16 protein-coding genes are annotated in these 14,997 nt (G+C 66.7%); 4 read left to right on the top strand and 12 right to left on the bottom strand.

Translation table 11 applies throughout. The annotated features are described in order from the left end of the window. Window positions 1-86: 86 nt before the first annotated feature. From mraZ to ACF3NP_RS02150, 3 genes are all read right to left on the bottom strand, one after another. Entirely contained in the window at window positions 87-521 is a 435-nt protein-coding gene (gene mraZ, locus ACF3NP_RS02160) for a division/cell wall cluster transcriptional repressor MraZ (RefSeq protein ID WP_070475152.1), read from the bottom strand. Window positions 522-927: 406 nt separating this feature from the next. Continuing rightward, window positions 928-1,299 carry a DUF3040 domain-containing protein gene (locus tag ACF3NP_RS02155; protein WP_392399123.1) on the bottom strand — a complete coding sequence of 124 codons (372 nt, stop codon included), beginning with the start codon at window positions 1,297-1,299 and terminating at the stop codon, window positions 928-930. Between the two features lie 111 nt (window positions 1,300-1,410). Continuing rightward, window positions 1,411-1,845: an SAV_6107 family HEPN domain-containing protein gene (locus tag ACF3NP_RS02150; protein WP_392398901.1), complete on the bottom strand. Its 435-nt coding sequence runs from the start codon at window positions 1,843-1,845 to the stop codon at window positions 1,411-1,413. A gap of 155 nt (window positions 1,846-2,000) precedes the next feature. On the opposite strand from ACF3NP_RS02150, the gene ACF3NP_RS02145 reads away from it, so the two are divergent. From ACF3NP_RS02145 to ACF3NP_RS02135, 3 genes are read left to right on the top strand one after another with little or no spacing between them, the layout of a single operon-like run. Continuing rightward, window positions 2,001-2,564 (top strand): GNAT family N-acetyltransferase, encoded by a 564-nt coding sequence (locus tag ACF3NP_RS02145; RefSeq protein WP_392398900.1) that lies wholly within the window; start codon window positions 2,001-2,003, stop codon window positions 2,562-2,564. Window positions 2,565-2,609: 45 nt separating this feature from the next. After that, window positions 2,610-3,692 (top strand): polyprenyl synthetase family protein, encoded by a 1,083-nt coding sequence (locus tag ACF3NP_RS02140; protein WP_392398899.1) that lies wholly within the window; start codon window positions 2,610-2,612, stop codon window positions 3,690-3,692. Next, window positions 3,692-5,197 carry an alpha-(1->6)-mannopyranosyltransferase A gene (locus tag ACF3NP_RS02135; protein ID WP_392399122.1) on the top strand — a complete coding sequence of 502 codons (1,506 nt, stop codon included), beginning with the start codon at window positions 3,692-3,694 and terminating at the stop codon, window positions 5,195-5,197. Before ACF3NP_RS02140 ends, ACF3NP_RS02135 begins: the two co-directional genes overlap by 1 nt. Here the strand turns inward: ACF3NP_RS02135 and ACF3NP_RS02130 are convergent. Beyond that, complete coding sequence (locus ACF3NP_RS02130; RefSeq protein WP_392398898.1) at window positions 5,100-5,489, bottom strand: Rv2175c family DNA-binding protein; 390 nt, start codon at window positions 5,487-5,489, stop codon at window positions 5,100-5,102. The genes ACF3NP_RS02135 and ACF3NP_RS02130 overlap by 98 nt on opposite strands. On the opposite strand from ACF3NP_RS02130, the gene ACF3NP_RS02125 reads away from it, so the two are divergent. Next, window positions 5,488-6,828: a protein kinase domain-containing protein gene (locus ACF3NP_RS02125; RefSeq protein WP_392398897.1), complete on the top strand. Its 1,341-nt coding sequence runs from the start codon at window positions 5,488-5,490 to the stop codon at window positions 6,826-6,828. The two genes, ACF3NP_RS02130 and ACF3NP_RS02125, sit on opposite strands and share 2 nt — an antisense overlap. A gap of 773 nt (window positions 6,829-7,601) precedes the next feature. Here the strand turns inward: ACF3NP_RS02125 and ACF3NP_RS02120 are convergent. The 8 genes from ACF3NP_RS02120 to ACF3NP_RS02085 form a co-directional block, all read right to left on the bottom strand. Further along, window positions 7,602-8,990: a class II 3-deoxy-7-phosphoheptulonate synthase gene (locus ACF3NP_RS02120; protein ID WP_392398896.1), complete on the bottom strand. Its 1,389-nt coding sequence runs from the start codon at window positions 8,988-8,990 to the stop codon at window positions 7,602-7,604. A gap of 80 nt (window positions 8,991-9,070) precedes the next feature. After that, window positions 9,071-9,580, bottom strand: coding sequence for a polyadenylate-specific 3'-exoribonuclease AS (locus ACF3NP_RS02115; protein WP_181888750.1), 510 nt, complete (start codon window positions 9,578-9,580; stop codon window positions 9,071-9,073). After that, window positions 9,581-9,796, bottom strand: coding sequence for a hypothetical protein (locus ACF3NP_RS02110; RefSeq protein ID WP_034998511.1), 216 nt, complete (start codon window positions 9,794-9,796; stop codon window positions 9,581-9,583). Then, a complete protein-coding gene (locus tag ACF3NP_RS02105) occupies window positions 9,793-10,521 on the bottom strand; it encodes a lysophospholipid acyltransferase family protein (protein ID WP_301614346.1) in 729 nt (242 codons plus the stop codon). The genes ACF3NP_RS02110 and ACF3NP_RS02105 overlap by 4 nt, the downstream gene beginning before the upstream one ends. Window positions 10,522-10,535: 14 nt before the next feature. Next, the gene (locus tag ACF3NP_RS02100) at window positions 10,536-11,489 is read right to left on the bottom strand and encodes an ROK family protein (protein ID WP_392398895.1); all 954 of its coding nucleotides are present in this window, start codon (window positions 11,487-11,489) and stop codon (window positions 10,536-10,538) included. An 11-nt stretch (window positions 11,490-11,500) separates the two neighbouring features. After that, entirely contained in the window at window positions 11,501-12,649 is a 1,149-nt protein-coding gene (locus ACF3NP_RS02095) for a glycosyltransferase family 4 protein (protein ID WP_392398894.1), read from the bottom strand. Next, window positions 12,633-13,661, bottom strand: a complete 1,029-nt coding sequence (locus tag ACF3NP_RS02090; RefSeq protein WP_370642114.1) for a C40 family peptidase — start codon at window positions 13,659-13,661, stop codon at window positions 12,633-12,635. The genes ACF3NP_RS02095 and ACF3NP_RS02090 overlap by 17 nt, the downstream gene beginning before the upstream one ends. Before the next feature lie 160 nt (window positions 13,662-13,821). Next, entirely contained in the window at window positions 13,822-14,571 is a 750-nt protein-coding gene (locus ACF3NP_RS02085; protein ID WP_338026594.1) for a C40 family peptidase, read from the bottom strand. Window positions 14,572-14,997: the final 426 nt, after the last annotated feature.

The raw sequence follows: 14,997 nt of genomic DNA, 5'->3' as shown, positions 1-14,997 counted from the left end.
CGGGGAAGTACACCAGAACGCTTCACGCCCCGGACAGAGTCCGTACACGCTCTCCGTAGTCGATGCCTGCTGCCGGGTAGTCAGCCCTACAGCAGACCGGAGAGAATGTCGTCGTCATCCGCCGCGGAGAACGCAGCTTCAGTCTCTTCTTGATACTTATTCCAGGACTCGAGGTCCCAGATCTCGAGAAAATCCACCGACCCGATGACCACGCACTCCTTGGAAAGGCTTGCGTACTCCCGGTGCGCCGGGGACAGGGTGATTCGCCCAGACCCGTCGAGCGTTTGCTCATCCGCGCTGGCAGCCAGGTTGCGGATAAACGCGCGCGCCTTGGGGTTTGTGCGGGATGCCGCTGCGGCCTTGCGGGCGCGGGCGGCGAACTCGTCACGCGGGTACACCGCAAGCGAGTGGTCCTGCCCCTTGGTCACCATCAACCCGTCCGCAAGATCCTCACGGAACTTCGCGGGGAGCGTCAGGCGACCTTTGTCGTCGAGCTTGGGAGTGTAGGTTCCCAGAAACATCCGGCGACCTACCTTCCTTCACTTTCTGACGTTGGCTGTGAAATTTTCTCGGCTTCGTTCCGCACCGCGCACGTAGTCAAGATGCGCGCCACGTCACTCCGCTGAGCCCCACTTTAACCCACTTTCCCCCACAAACGCCACACCTCGGCAGTTTTTTGTTCTGGCGTGTCGCGTTTTCACAGCTCAAAGCCGCTATTTCGCCGTGGGGAGTTTACCCGACCGGGCCAGAATCACGGCTCACACACGCCACTTTTCACCTCTTTAACCCCATGGCTTTCGTCCCGAGTGGAACGCCTGCACCCAGGTTTGGGCGCTTTTGGGGCACAGGTGGGGAGAAGTGGGGGATTTGGGGCGGGCACGAAAAAAGCGCCCTCCCGCTATGCCGGGAAGGCGCTTGGGCTAGGCGCTACTGGCGATCCTCAAAACGCCGACGGAAGCTTTCCTCCATGCTTGCGCTGCGCTGGGTGCGCGGCTTCGCCTGCCGGGACGAGCGCGCGGACGGGGACGACTGGTGCGACGGGGTGCGCAGGGCCATGATGCCGCCGAAGAGCATGACGGCGAAGCCGATGATGCTCAGCACAATCGTCCAAATGCTCAGGCTCGCCAGCGCCACGCCGCCGAGCAGCAGCACGAGCCCCAGGACGATCAGCGCGACGCTACGCATGGTCAATTGACCGGTCTTGGGTGCAGAACCGAAGCCAGATTCAGTCACGACACTGCTGCCGAACTTCGGGTCGTCCGCGAAGAGAGACTGCTCAATTTCGCGCAACGCCCGCATTTCCTGCTCAGATAGAGACACTGCTCACTCTCCAGATACCGATGGCGGACTGACGTTATCCGTATAACGGCCATGGTACGCAGATTGTTCCCGTGCCCCACCTTCGTCCCGCTAGGCGGCCATCGGCGCCTCCCCCGCCCTGGTGGACAGGTAGAACTCCTCTGCATCCGCAAGCAAGCGGTGCACGACGACCGCGCCCGGATCCGTTTCAATGCCGGACGCCACCCTGCCGCGTTGCGCCGAATAGCGCTTGAACACGGCCGCCCAGTGCGCCCCGTCGTCGCCCGTGAGCGCGAGCTTGTCCCACGCGCTTGTGGGCAGACGCTTGCGCTTGCGCACGATCGGCGAGCTCGCGTTGCGCGCCCCGGCGACCCGAAGTGCCGCGCGATAGGCGTTTTCCATTGCCACGTCGTGGCGGCCGGCCTCGAAATCATCGTGCGCCAGACCGATCAGCTCCTCGGCCGCGGCCAGGAATTGGTCGGTCTTGTTTATACGGGCACCCCGCCCGTAGACCGCGCCGGTTGTTGCCGAAACTACGCTTCCCATTATCGCTTCCTCCTGCGTAAACATTGCTTTCGTTCAAGTGATGAGCTCACCCTAAAACACCCGTTCGACACCACCCGGCACCCAAGGGCACATTTGTTCGAATCATTGTTTGGGTTCTTGCCACGCCGAGCACCCGCAAGTGCTTCCATAGAGGGGTGACTGCAACCATCCAGCGCCTCACGGCAGCCGAGTTCCTCATGCTCGCCCCAACGCTCGTGGACATCTATATAGAGGCCATGGGGTACCCGAGGGCCATGCGCCGCCAACGCATCCAGGTGTGGAAGGGCGAGGTGCGCTCCCCCGGTTTCACCGCGATCGCGGCGATCGAGGGCGGCCAAGTCGTGGGCATCGCCTACGGCTTCATCGGCACCCGCGAGCGCTGGTGGGACCGTCAGCTCGTGCGCGCGATGGAGGCGAACGGCGGGATCACAGATCAGGACCGGGACATGCTGCGCAGCTACTTCGAGGTCGCGGAGGTGCACGTCTCCCCTGCCCTGCAAGGCAATGGTCTGGGCTCCCGCCTGCTCACGGAGCTGCTGCGGGAAGCCCCGACACGCTGGGCGCTGCTGTCCACGCCGGAAGCTGCGGGCGAGGCGAACAACGCGTTCGGTCTCTACCGAAAGTTCGGATTCACGGACGTGGCGCGCAATTTCCTCTATGAGGGAGATAAACGGCCCTTCGCCATCCTCGCCCTCGATCTGCAAAACCGCACTGGGTAGGGTTTGCAGGGAAAGCATGAATTTTCAGGCACGAGGAGCGTGGGCGTGAAAAATCTTGGGCTCGAGGACGTACCGGCACAGGTGGAGCAGCATCTTGCAGCGTTTTTTGACGAGCGCGCGAAGGCTGTCGAAACCATTGGTGAGCCTGTCGCCCACGCCGTGGGCCACCTGCGGCGATTTGTCCTCGGCGGCGGCAAGCGCGTGCGTCCCACGTACGGATGGGCCGGGTTCGTCGGCGCCGGCGGTCTTCACGGCACCGAGGACCCCGCGGCAGTGCTCCGCGCGGTGAGCTCGCTGGAGCTGATCCAGGCGTGCGCGCTGGTGCACGACGACATCATCGACGCCTCCGACACCCGGCGCGGCAACCCCACGGTGCACCGCGCGCTCGAAGCGGAGCACCGCAGCCAGGGCCTGCTCGGCTCCGCGGAGCTCTACGGTACGAACGCGGCGATCCTGCTCGGCGACCTCGCACTCGCCTGGGCTGAGGACATGTGGCGTTACTCCGGCGTCTCCCAGGACGCGCTCGCACGCGCCGCGGAGCCGTGGGTGGGCATGCGCACCGAGGTCATCGGCGGCCAGCTGCTGGACATGATGCTGGAGAGCCTCGGCAGCGAATCCGTGGAGATGGCCAACCGCGTCAACCGCTACAAGACAGCGGCGTACACCATCGAGCGCCCCCTCCACTTGGGTGCGGCGCTTGCGGGTGCGGGCGAGTCGCTTATCGACGCCTTCCGTGGTTACGGCCGCGACATCGGCATCGCGTTCCAGCTGCGGGACGACCTGCTCGGTGTGTTCGGCGACCCGGCGGTCACCGGCAAGCCGGCCGGCGACGACATCCGCGAAGGCAAGCGCACGGAACTGTTCGCCACGGCCCTCGAGCTGCTGGACCAAGCAGACCCGGCCGCCGCGCAGGAACTGCGTGACGGGATTGGTAGGGCGGAGGACGAGGCGGAGCTGCGTCGATTAGCAGCGCTCATCCGCTCCAGCGGCGCGGAAGACGCGGTGGAGGCGCGCATCGAGGAGCTCACCGCCTCCGGCCTGGGCTTTTTGGCCGGCGCCGGCATCAACGACGCCGCCGTTGAAGCGCTCACCGTGCTCGCGCACAAGGCCACCGACCGGCGGATGTGATGCGCCCGCAACATTTGGGCGTTGCCGCCTGCGCGCTGATCGCCGTGGGCTCGTTCGGCGCCGGCGCGACCCGTTACCGCGGCGGCCTGCTGCGCGCGGTGGGCCTGGAGCACCTGTCCTACGGGCACGGCCGCGCGCTGATGGACGTGCTGCTCACCGCCGGCATTTTCGGCCTGGTGGTGGCGTGGGTGCTGCTGTGGAAAACCCGGCCCGGCCTGGCGCAGGTGCGCCGCAGCGTGTGCTGGTGGGCGGGCGTTCTCGCGCTGTCCGCGCCGATCCTGTCGCGCGACGTGTACTCCTACCTCATGCAGGGAGCGATGCTTCGCGACGGCTTCGACCCGTACTCCGAAGGCGCCGCCGTCAACCCGGGTCCGTACCTGTGGGAGGTCTCCCACGACTGGCGCAACACCACCACGCCGTACGGTCCTTTGCACCTCGGCGTGGGCAAGGCGGTGACGTGGCTGGTCGGCGAGAACGTCACGTTGGGCCTGGTGGTCTACCGGCTGATTTCGCTGGCGGGTTTCGCGTTGATCGTGTGGGCCCTGCCGCGCATTGCCACGCAGATCGGCGGCGATCCCGCGCTCGCTTTGTGGCTGGGCGCGGCCAACCCGGTGATGCTGCTGCACCTCATTGGCGGCATGCACAACGAGGCCGTCATGGTCGGTCTGGTCAGCGTGGGCCTTCTGTCGTGCCTGCGCAGCCGCTGGTGCACCCCCGGCATCGCGCTGATCGCCCTGGCGGTGTCGCTGAAAGCCACCGCCGCGGTGGCGCTGCCGTTCGTGGTTTGGCTGATGGTCCAGCGCCGCAGCACCACCACGCTTGGCGCCGCCGGCATGCTCGTGGCTGGCGGGGCGTGGGCGCTCGCCGTCAACGTCGCCGTGATCCAGCTGGTCACGTGGGCATCCGGCACCACCTGGGGGTGGCTCGAAGAGATCACCGGCAACTCGAAGGTGATCAACCCGCTCGCCGGCCCCACCCTCGCCGCCGAACTGATCACGCCGGTGCTCCAGCTTTTCGACGACACGTTCCGCTACAACACCGCCCTCGGCTGGACCCGCACCGTCTTTTCCGTGCTCATGCTGGTTGGCCTGGCGGTGGTGTGGTGGATCTTCCGCCCCCGCCGCGGCGAGGCCTACGAGCGCCGCGCCGTCGCCGGCACCACCGCCGCATACACTGTGGCGTTTGCCGCCAACGCGGTGACGCTGCCCTGGTACTACGCCTCCGTCATCTCGCTAGCTGGCACGTTTAAGCCGCCGGCTTGGGTGGTGCGGGTGACCGTCGGGGCGTCAATAGTCGTGGCGCTGGCGTTCAAGGGCAGCGGCAACCACCGCCTCTACGACATGTGGTTCCTCGCCTTTGCCGCGACCGCCGCCGTCGTGGCGGTGGAGTGGCTGTTTAGGGATCCGGCTAGAATGCCATCGCCTGCGCGCGGCGGATCACTTCGCGAGCTTTTTGGCCGTGCAGCGCGTCCACAGGACGCCCCGGCAAAGAATCATCCGGCGTAAACAGGAACGCCAGGATCTCGTCGGCGTCGTAGCCGCCGTCGAAAAGCACCGTGATCGCGCCGGAGACGAACTTGCTCAAGCCGTCCTCGCCGAACAGGCTCGCCGGCACAACCTTCTTGCCGTCCTTGACGTAGTGCACCAGCTTCTTCGCGCCGATGTAGTCGTGCACCTTGGTCACCGGCACGCCCAGCTTCTCGGCGACATCCGGGAACGGCAGCAGGGTTTCGTCGATAAGCAATTGCTCAAGATTCGTTTGTGCGCTCACGGTCGGCGATTCTACTCTGGTACACATGGCAACCTTGCGCGCAGGCACGACACTGGACGGGCGTTACGTTGTCGACCGCCCAATCGCGCGCGGCGGCATGGCCACGGTCTACCGCTGCGTCGACGCGCGGCTCGGGCGCGAAGTGGCCGCGAAAGTCATGCACGAGCAGTACGTGCACGACGAAGTGTTCCGCGAGCGATTCCGCCGCGAAGCCCGCGCAATGGCGCAGCTCAGCCACCCGAACCTGGTCAACGTGTACGACTTCTCCGCATCCGGCGGCGAAGTGTTTTTGATCATGGAGCTGATCACCGGCGGCACCCTGCGCGAGCTGCTGGCAGAGCGCGGCCCCATGCCCCCGCACGCCGCCGCGGCCGTGATGCGCGGCATGCTCACCGGGCTTTCGGTCGCGCACGCGAAGGGGATGGTGCACCGCGACATCAAACCCGACAACGTGCTCATCGACGCCTCCAGCCGCGTCAAGCTCTCCGACTTCGGACTCGTGCGTGCCGCCGCCGAAACCACCCAATCCACCGACCAGATCGTCGGCACCGTCGCCTACCTCTCGCCCGAGCAGGTCGACGGAGGGGCGCTGACCGCCGCCTCCGACGTCTACTCCGCCGGCATCGTCCTCTTCGAACTACTCACCGGCCGCACCCCCTTCAGCGGCGACACCCCCTTGGCCCACGCCTACGCCCGGTTACGCTCCGATGTGCCCGCGCCGTCCTCGCTGATCGCGGGGGTGCCCAAGCTTTTCGACGAGCTCGTGGCCACCGCCACCGCCCGCAACCCGCACGACAGGTTCCACGACGCCGCGGAGTTTTTGGCGGCATTGGACGATGTGGCCAGCGAGCTGCGGCTTCCGTCCTACACCGTGCCGGCGCCGCGCAACTCGGCCGCGCACCGCGCCGCCGAGCACCCGACGAACCTCGGACTGGCCGCGGGGGCTGGTGGCGCTGGCGGCGCAGGTGGCGCGGCCCACCAGCGCCTTTTCCCCGGTGACGACGCCCCCACGCGCGTCTCCCCCTCCCCCGCCAGGCCCGCCCAACCAGCGCCCGGCCCGACCCGTGGCCAGTGGCCCGCGGCAGGTGCGGCTGCCGGTCCTGCGCCTGCGCCGGCCGCTGGCCCGGCACCTGCGCCGAGGCCTGTTCCGGGGCCGCTTTCCCCTGCAGCCCCGGAGGCCCCCTCCTCCCGCGAGCCCGCCTCCCGACGTCCCTCCGTTAACCCCGTGTCGAACCGTTCCCCGTTCGGCGTGGCCCTGTACACCGTCTTCGTCATCATCGCGATCGTCGCCGTGGCACTGGGGGCTTGGTGGTTCGGCTCCGGCATGTACGGCGAAATCCCGGAGGTCATCGTTCCCCAGCCCTAGCCGGGCGACTTCCACTATGCAGCTGCATAGTCCGCCGTTTTGTAAAACCCGGCGCGCCACTCAACGCCACCAGGGGATTTCGCCACCTGCCCCCAAATCGCGGCCGAGTTTTACAAAAACTGGGCGCCGACCAACCATTGGTGGCGTCCGAGTTGTCCGCAATGCGGAGCCTGCAAGCTCCGGCCACCTTCCGGCTCTCGCAAGATCTGACGACAGCCCAACATTTCCGCAGGTCACCGAAGGCCGATTTCAGCAAAGTGTCAACTTTTACGAGGGACCACCACCCACCGCTATGCAGCTGCATAGTGGGCGCCGACCAACCATTGGTGCCGGCCGAGTTGTCCGCAATGCGGATCCCGCAACCGCCGGGCCGTCGCTATGCACCTGCATAGTGGGTGCCAACCAACCATTGGCGCCAGCCAAGTTGTCCGCAATGCGGATCCCGCAAGCGGTGCCCCGCCAATATGCAGCTGCATAGTCCGCCGTTTTGTAAAACCCGGCGCGCCACTCAACGCCACTAGGGGATTTCGGTCACTTCCCCCAAATCGCGGCCGAGTTTTACAAAAACTGGGCGTCGACCAACCGTTGGTGCTGGCTGAGTTGTCCGCAATGCGGAGTCCGCAAGCAGCGCAATTTTGTACGAATCGACAAAACGCCCCGGGTCTCCATTCCCCCACCTGGGGAAATGCCGGAGCGTTGTCGATTCGTACAAAACCCGCCGGCCCCGAAGGCCCTGGGAAGCCAGCAGAGCACACAAGCGGGCCGACTGAAGACTAGTAGCGCAGCATCTCGGCGACGAGGAAGGACAGCTCGAGGGCCTGCTCGGTGTTGAGGCGGGGGTCGCAGGCGGACTCGTAGCGGCCGGGCAGGTCGACGTCGGTGATGTCCTGGGCGCCGCCGAGGCACTCGGTGACGTTTTCGCCGGTGAGCTCGATGTGGATGCCGCCCGGGTGGGTGCCCAGCTCGCGGTGGACCTCGAAGAAGCCTTGGACCTCGTCGAGGATTTTGTCGAAGTGGCGGGTTTTGTATCCGTTTGAGGAAGTGAAGGTGTTGCCGTGCATCGGGTCGGACTGCCATACCACCTTGTGGCCGGACGCCTCGACGGCCTTCACGATGCCCGGCAGGACCTCGCGGACCTTGTCCTGGCCCATGCGGATGACCATGGTCAGGCGGCCAGGGATGCGGTCCGGATCCAGCTTGTCGGCGTACGCGACGGCCTCCTCCGGGGTGGTGGTCGGGCCGAGCTTGATGCCGATCGGGTTGGAGATCAGGGCGGCGAAGTTGACGTGGAAGTCGTCGATGCCGCGGGTGCGCTCGCCGATCCAGAGTTGGTGGGCGGACAGGTCGTAGAGTCTGGTATCGCCCTTGGAGTCGGTGGCTAGGCGCAACATGGCGCGCTCGTAGTCCACAAGCAGCGCCTCGTGGGAGGCGTAGACGTTGGAGGTGCGCAGGTTGTCGTCGCGCACGCCGCAGGCGTCCATGAAGGCCAGGGAGCGGGAGATCTCGCGTCCCAAAGCTTCGTAGCGCGCACCCGCCGGGGAGTTGGTCACGAACTCGCGGTTCCAGTCGTTGATGTTGTGCAGGTCGGCGGTGCCGGACGCGGTCAGGGCGCGGACCAGGTTCATCGCTGCGGACGAGTTCGCGTAGGCGCGGACCATGCGGGCCGGGTCGTGGCGGCGGGCTTCCTCGGTGGGCTCAACGCCGTTGACGATGTCGCCGCGGTAGTTAGGCAGGCCGTTCGCGTCCAGGTCAGAGGAACGCGGCTTCGCGTACTGGCCGGCGATGCGCGCCAGCTTCACGACGGGCATGGACGCGCCGTAGGTCAGCACCGCGGCCATCTGCAGCAGGGTGCGGACGTTGGCGCGGATGTGGGGCTCGGTGTTGGACTCGAAGGTCTCGGCGCAGTCGCCGCCCTGCAGCATGAACGCCTTGCCGTTGGCGACGTCCGCCAGCTGGGCCTTCAGCTCCTCCACCTCGGGGGCGAGCACGACCGGCGGCACGGACTCGAGGATCTTGCGCACGTACTGCGCCTGGGTGGGGTCCCAGGAGGGTTGCTGCTTCGCGTCGCGGGAGATTGCGTCCTGGAACTGCTCGTTCAGGTCGCCCGGCAGCGGGGGCAGGTCCGGCAGTACGTCTTTGGGGATGTCGATTGTCCAACTCACCCAATCAGTAGTAGCACGAATCCCACCGCACTACAACCCATTTCACCTGCAATTTCCCAAAATGCGAAGAATGAATCTCACTATTTGGACACGGCGCCGGAGGCGTCGATAGGCAATGCCTCCATGCAAACGCGGAATTTACGCAGGTTGTGGCGCGCATCCACGAGCGCGTCGTGGTTGCCATCCGGCACCTTGGGCAGGCGCGGGCGCCCCGCCATCTGCCAGTACTGCTTCAGCTCGCGCGTGTAGCGCGGAAGGTCCTTTGGCAAGCCGGCCATGTCGCCCCAGAGCTGGGCGAACACGACGTGATCGTAGGCACCGACCCAGGCCCACAGCTCCGGCTTGCCGCGGCCGGCGGTGAGAAACTCGTGGGCCTCGTCGCGGATCTGCTGCAGCGGCTTCCACGCCGGATGCGAAGCGCGCGGCAGCTTGTTCAGCACGTTCTCGCGCACCCATTCATTCGCGTTGGAAGCATTAAACTCCGTGCTCACGGCGTAATATTCGCGTCCGTCTTCGGCGACGATGCCGATGGAGACGAGCTCGATGGTGGAGCCGTCCTCGATAAATTCAGTGTCGTAGAAATACCGCATCTACTTGCGCTGCTCCGACCGGATGTCGTCGAGAAGCTCGCGTCTCGACGGCCCCTTCGGACCGCCGCCGCGGCGGGGCCAGAACATCACCGCAGCCACCGCCAACACGGCGAGCGGCCCGGCCAGCTTGGGGTACCAGCCTGCCTCGGAGGCAACCAGGTAGATCGCCACCACAACGGCGACCAGCGCAAAACGGATAATCAGCGGTTTGTTCACGGGCGTGCCTCCTCCGGGTACTCCCCCGTCTCCGCCAGCGACTTCTTCACGTCCGAGGCGTAGACATCCACGTAGTCCTCCCCCACCATGTCCGCGAGGCGGCGCATGCAGTAGTCCGTGAACGGGCGCATGACCTCGCGCGATGCGGGGTCGAAGCCGTGCTCGGCGGCCCAGGCGTGCGGGTGGATCTGCTCGGAAACCTTGATGCGCACCTTCACCGGGCGCGGGATTGTGGTGCCGATCGGGTTGGCTTTCCCAGAGCCGATCATGCCGATAAGCACGATGGGTGCGCCAGTGGCCATGGCCACGCGCGCTATGCCGGTGCGGCCTTTGTACACGCGCCCGTCCGGGGACCGGGTGCCCTCCGGGTAGATGCCGAACAGGTCGCCCTTGCCCAGTACACTTTCCGCCGCGTTCTGCAGCGCGTCGCCGGCGTCCTTGGAAGCGCGGTCCACGGGGATTTGGCCCACCGAGGAGAAGAAGAACTTCTGGATGCGCCCGGACAGCCCCGGCGAGGTGAAGTACTCCTTCTTCGCAGGGAAGGTGATCTGGCGCTTGACCAGAAGCGGCAGGTAGAACGAGTCCAGCACGGCCTGGTGGTTGGACACCAAAATCGCGGCGCCTTCGTCGGGGATGTTCTCCGCGCCCTCGATGGTGGGGCGGTTCCACACAAGTAGAGGTGGCCCGAGAATAACCTTGAACAGGGAATACCACTTGTTGTTCATCGTTTACTCGCCTTCTACAGCAGTTCACGGGCCAGATCAGCGACCCCGATCATACCCGCCCGGGACCCCAGCTCAGCGCACAGGATCTCCGGCTGCGGGCGGTATCCGGTTCCGACGATGTTGGCGGCCATGGACGCGCGGGCGTCGTCCAGGTACAGGTCCGCGTCCTCGCTCACGCCGCCGCCGAGGACGATGTGTGCGGGGTCCAGCACGTCGGCGACGATCGCAAGACCGCGGCCGAGCCAGGTGGAGAAGCTGTCCAGGGCGGCCTGCCCCAGCGGGTCACCAGCGCGGGCTGCGGCCATGATGTCGTGTCCGCTCGCCCGCTTCTCGACGACCGCCCGGTACACCGACGAATCGCGAAAGCTGCCCTTGGTGGCGATTCCAATGGCGCAGTCCACAAGCGACGTGCCGGAGGCGTAGCGCTCTAAGCACCCCTGCTTGCCGCAGGAGCACACGCGCCCGCCGGGGACCACGGTGATGTGGCCGAACTCGGGCGCGGTGCCGAACGCGCCGCGGTAGATCTCCCCGTGGTGCATCAGCGTCGCGCCGATGCCGGTGCCGACGGCGAAGAACACCCACGTGTCCAGGTCGCGGCCGGCGCCGTGGCGGTACTCGCCCCACGCGGCGGAGTTCGCGTCGTGCTCCAGGCGCACCGGAAGGCCCAGCGCCTGCTCGAGGTCGCGGCGCACCGGCTGGTCGTCGCGCCAGGCCAGGTGCGGCGCGAAGCGCACGATCTCGCAGTCAGGGTCCAAAAACCCGGCCACAGCCACGCCCACCGCCCCGATGTCGTGGGATGCGCGCAGCTCGCCGACCATCTCCACGATCGTGCGGGTGAGCCCCTCCGCGTCGTGCGGCGTGTCGGTGCCGAGCGAATCGACGATCACCCCGTCAGCGTCCACCACTGCTGCGCGTGCGTTCGTGCCGCCGATGTCGAATCCGACGGTCATCGGTGAGTGAGCAACCATGGAATGGCAGTCTAGTCCCGCCGCCCGCGAGCGCTGCATAGCGCAGCCAACCGCGCCCCGAGCACGTCCCAGGAGAAGTGCTCGGTCACATGCGCGCGTCCGGCGCGACCCATCTGGGTGCGCCTTTGGTCGTCGAGAAGCAGCTGCGCAATCGCCTTGGCGACGGCATCCGTGTCCCGGCCGTCCACCACCACCCCCGTCTCCGCGGTGACCGTCTCGGGCGCGCCGCCGGAGTCGCCCGCGACGACGGGCACGCCGCACGCCTGCGCCTCCAGGTAGACGATGCCGAGGCCCTCGACGTCGAGCCCGCCGAGACGGGTGCGTGCGGGCATGGCGAACACGTCCGCGGCCGCCACGATGTCGCGCAGCCGCTCCCCCGGCACCGCGCCCGTGAACACGACGCCCTCGCCCGCCATCGCCTTCAGCTTCCGCTCGTACGGCCCGGAGCCCACGATGACCAGCCGGGCGCCTTTTGCTTGTCGACGAACCTCCGGCCACCCCCGAATCAGCACATCTTGCCCCTTCCTGGCCACCAGCCGCGAGGAGCAGACCACCAGCGGCGCGTCGCCGACGCCGAGGAATTTGCGGGCGGTGGCCCGCTGGGAGGCGGTTGCGGGGCGGAAGAACTCGGTGTCCACGCCGGACGGCAGCGCCACGAACCGGGGGCGGGTGCCCAGCGCGGTCAGGCGCTGTCGCGTGTATTCCGAGATGTAGGTGACGGTGTCGGCGCTGCGGCCGATGGCGGTTAAGACCTGGCGGGCGACGGGCAGCATGCCCCAGCCGACCTCGTGGCCGTGGGTGGTGGCGATGACGTAGGCGGCGCCGGCGCGCTTCGCGGCAGCGCCCATCAGCGCCAGCGGTGCGGCGGCGCCGAACCACACCGTGCCGATGCCGTGGTCTCGGATGAGACGCTGCATCTCGCGGCTTGTGGCCGGGGTGGGCAGCATGACGCGGCGCGGCCAGCGCACCACGGTGTACGGCGCGGACGCGTCCCACTCGCTGGCCGCGTCGGCGTCTTGGGTGGAGGCGAACACCACGAGTTTGTCGGGGCCGAGGCGGTTCGCGAGTTCGCCGGCGAAGTCCCGCAAATACGACTGAATCCCGCCCACTGTGGGCGGGAAGTCGTTGGTGACCAGCAGCGTCTTAATAGCGAACTGCACCCTGGATCGGCATGGAGTTCAGCGGCACCACCTGGATCGGGATGCCGTAGTCCGAGGAGTGGACCACCATGCCGTCGCCGATGTACATGCCCACGTGGGTCACGCCCGGGTAGTAGCCGATGATGTCGCCAGGCTGCAGGGCGTCCAGCGACACCGGGGTGCCGCCGGCAAGCTGCGCCTGCGAGGTGCGCGGGATGCCGATGCCGTTCTGGGCGTAGGCCCACACCATCAGGCCGGAGCAGTCGAACGCGTCCGGGCCGGCAGCGCCCCAGCCGTACGGCTTGCCCAGCTGCGCCATGGCCGCGGCGACGATGCCGGAGTCCACACCCGGCAGGGACGCGGAATCCACCGGGTTGTCCTTGTTCATCCACCGCTGGCGGTCCGCCTCGTTCAGGCTGTCCACGCGGCGCTCGATGTCGGCGACGCGCAGATCCAACTCCTCGCGCTCCTCTTCCAGCTTCTTGCGCTTGCCGTCCAGCTCGTTGCGGGCGTGCTGCGCTTCTGCCACCGCGATGCTGGCCACGCTCGCGCGCTCGCCGGCGGCGCGGTTGGCGTCCTCCAGCTCCGTCAGCGCGCGCTGCGAGTTCCGGCCCAATGCGGCCAGGTACGCGGACCGGTCGATCGCCTCCTGCGGGTTGCCGGAATCCAGGGTGGTCAAAAGCGCGTCCGACTTCGGCATGCGGTAACGCGAATGCGCGATGTCGCCGACGTTCTTGCGCTGCGCGTCCGACACTCCGCGCAAGGACTCGAGCTGGGACTTCGCCTCGGCGGCGCGGGCGTTCGCCGAACGCAGCTTCGCCTCGGACTCGGTGATCTCGTCCTCCAGCTCCTTGATCTCCTCCGCCTTCGCCGTGGCGTCGTGGGAGACGGACTCCATCTCCTCGATCAACGCGTCCACGTCGTCCGCGTGTGCGGGGGCCGCGGGAAACACCGTTGTGGCGATGACGCTGCCGGCGACAGTGGCCGCGACGGCGGCGCGGGAGCGGTTGGGGCGGAGGGAGTGCTTACCCACGGTGGACACCTCTTCAGATTTCTGCACGAACGAACAAACTATAGCTGCTCCCGTGGCCGTCGCCAAGCAAAATGCTCAACGTGTGATTTGAGTGAATACTGAGGTAAGAGAGAAAAAATGCCCCGTCCGCACGATGCGGGACGGGGCACAGAGTCTGCTATTAGAAGCGAACCACGGAGTGGATCGGCATCATGTGCAGATCGCGGTAGCCGACCGGGATGCCGGAGTTCAGCGCGTCGATGATCTGGCCGTTGCCAGCGTAGATGGCAACGTGGGAAGCGCCGCCGTAGTAGGCGACGATGTCGCCCGGCTGAATGTCGCTCAGCGCGACCTGCTGGCCGGCAGACGCCTGTGCCTGGGAGGTGCGCGGGATGGACTTGCCGGCCTGCGCGTAAACCCAGGAGGTGAAGCCGGAGCAGTCGAAGGCGTTCGGGCCCGCAGCGCCGTAGACGTACGGGGAGCCGATCTTGGACTGCGCGATGGAAACGATGCGCTCGCCAATAGACGGCTCCGGAGCCGGAGCGGCAACCGGTGCGGAGTAGGTCTGCTGGACCGGTGCCTGAGCCGGAGCCGCCGGGCGGACCTGCTGCTCGACGTTAGCGAGGAACTGGGTGAAGCCCGGAACGTTGGCCACGCCCGGCATTGCCTTCACAGAGGCAATGGCGTTCTGGACGTTACCGCTGGCCGGTGCGCCTGCGAGCGACGGGATCCAAGCGTCGATGCCCGGGATGGATGCGATGCCCGGGACATTCTCGATGCCCGGAACCTGGACGGAAACCGGAGTGTTGGGAACACGGACCTCTGCTGCGGAGGCGGCGGCCGGCGCGACCAGAGCGGCGCCCGCTGCGACGGCTACGGTAGCCGCTGCTGCGCGTGCTGCGGTGTTGTCCTGGCGACGGTGCTTTGCCACGATAGTTTTCTCCATATCTTCTCTTCGCCAACCGAGTTAGCTGTCGGGCCGGGCGTTGAGAAAAGACCCTGCGCCCCACGGGAGCTTCTGGCTCCACTGCGGTTCCCCGGTCCCCATGGCGTACGGTCCGCGGATTCGGACCGCCGCTTCGGGTGTCGGCTCATATGTTGTTTTCGGTACATGCTGCCAACGGCTGTTGTCGCAATGTCTCGAACAGGTTACGAAACGGCAACAACGGTGTCCACCCGCCACGCCGTTACAGTTCCGTTATCAACAAAAATATTGTGTGACACGACCGCCTCTCAGCATGCTTTAACGTCCTCTCAGGGACGCAGAACAAGACAGTTTTCCACGCGTACGCTGGCGTTTTTTGAGTGGCGCTCAGCCCGCGCGACTTCACTCAAGGTTTGCACGCAGACACAACCT

It is taken from the genome of Corynebacterium lehmanniae (genome assembly GCF_043161975.1).
Classification (GTDB): Bacteria; Actinomycetota; Actinomycetes; order Mycobacteriales; family Mycobacteriaceae; genus Corynebacterium; species Corynebacterium lehmanniae.
Note: the sequence above shows the minus strand (reverse complement) of the source record. Positions and strands in the feature narration are given on the sequence as shown.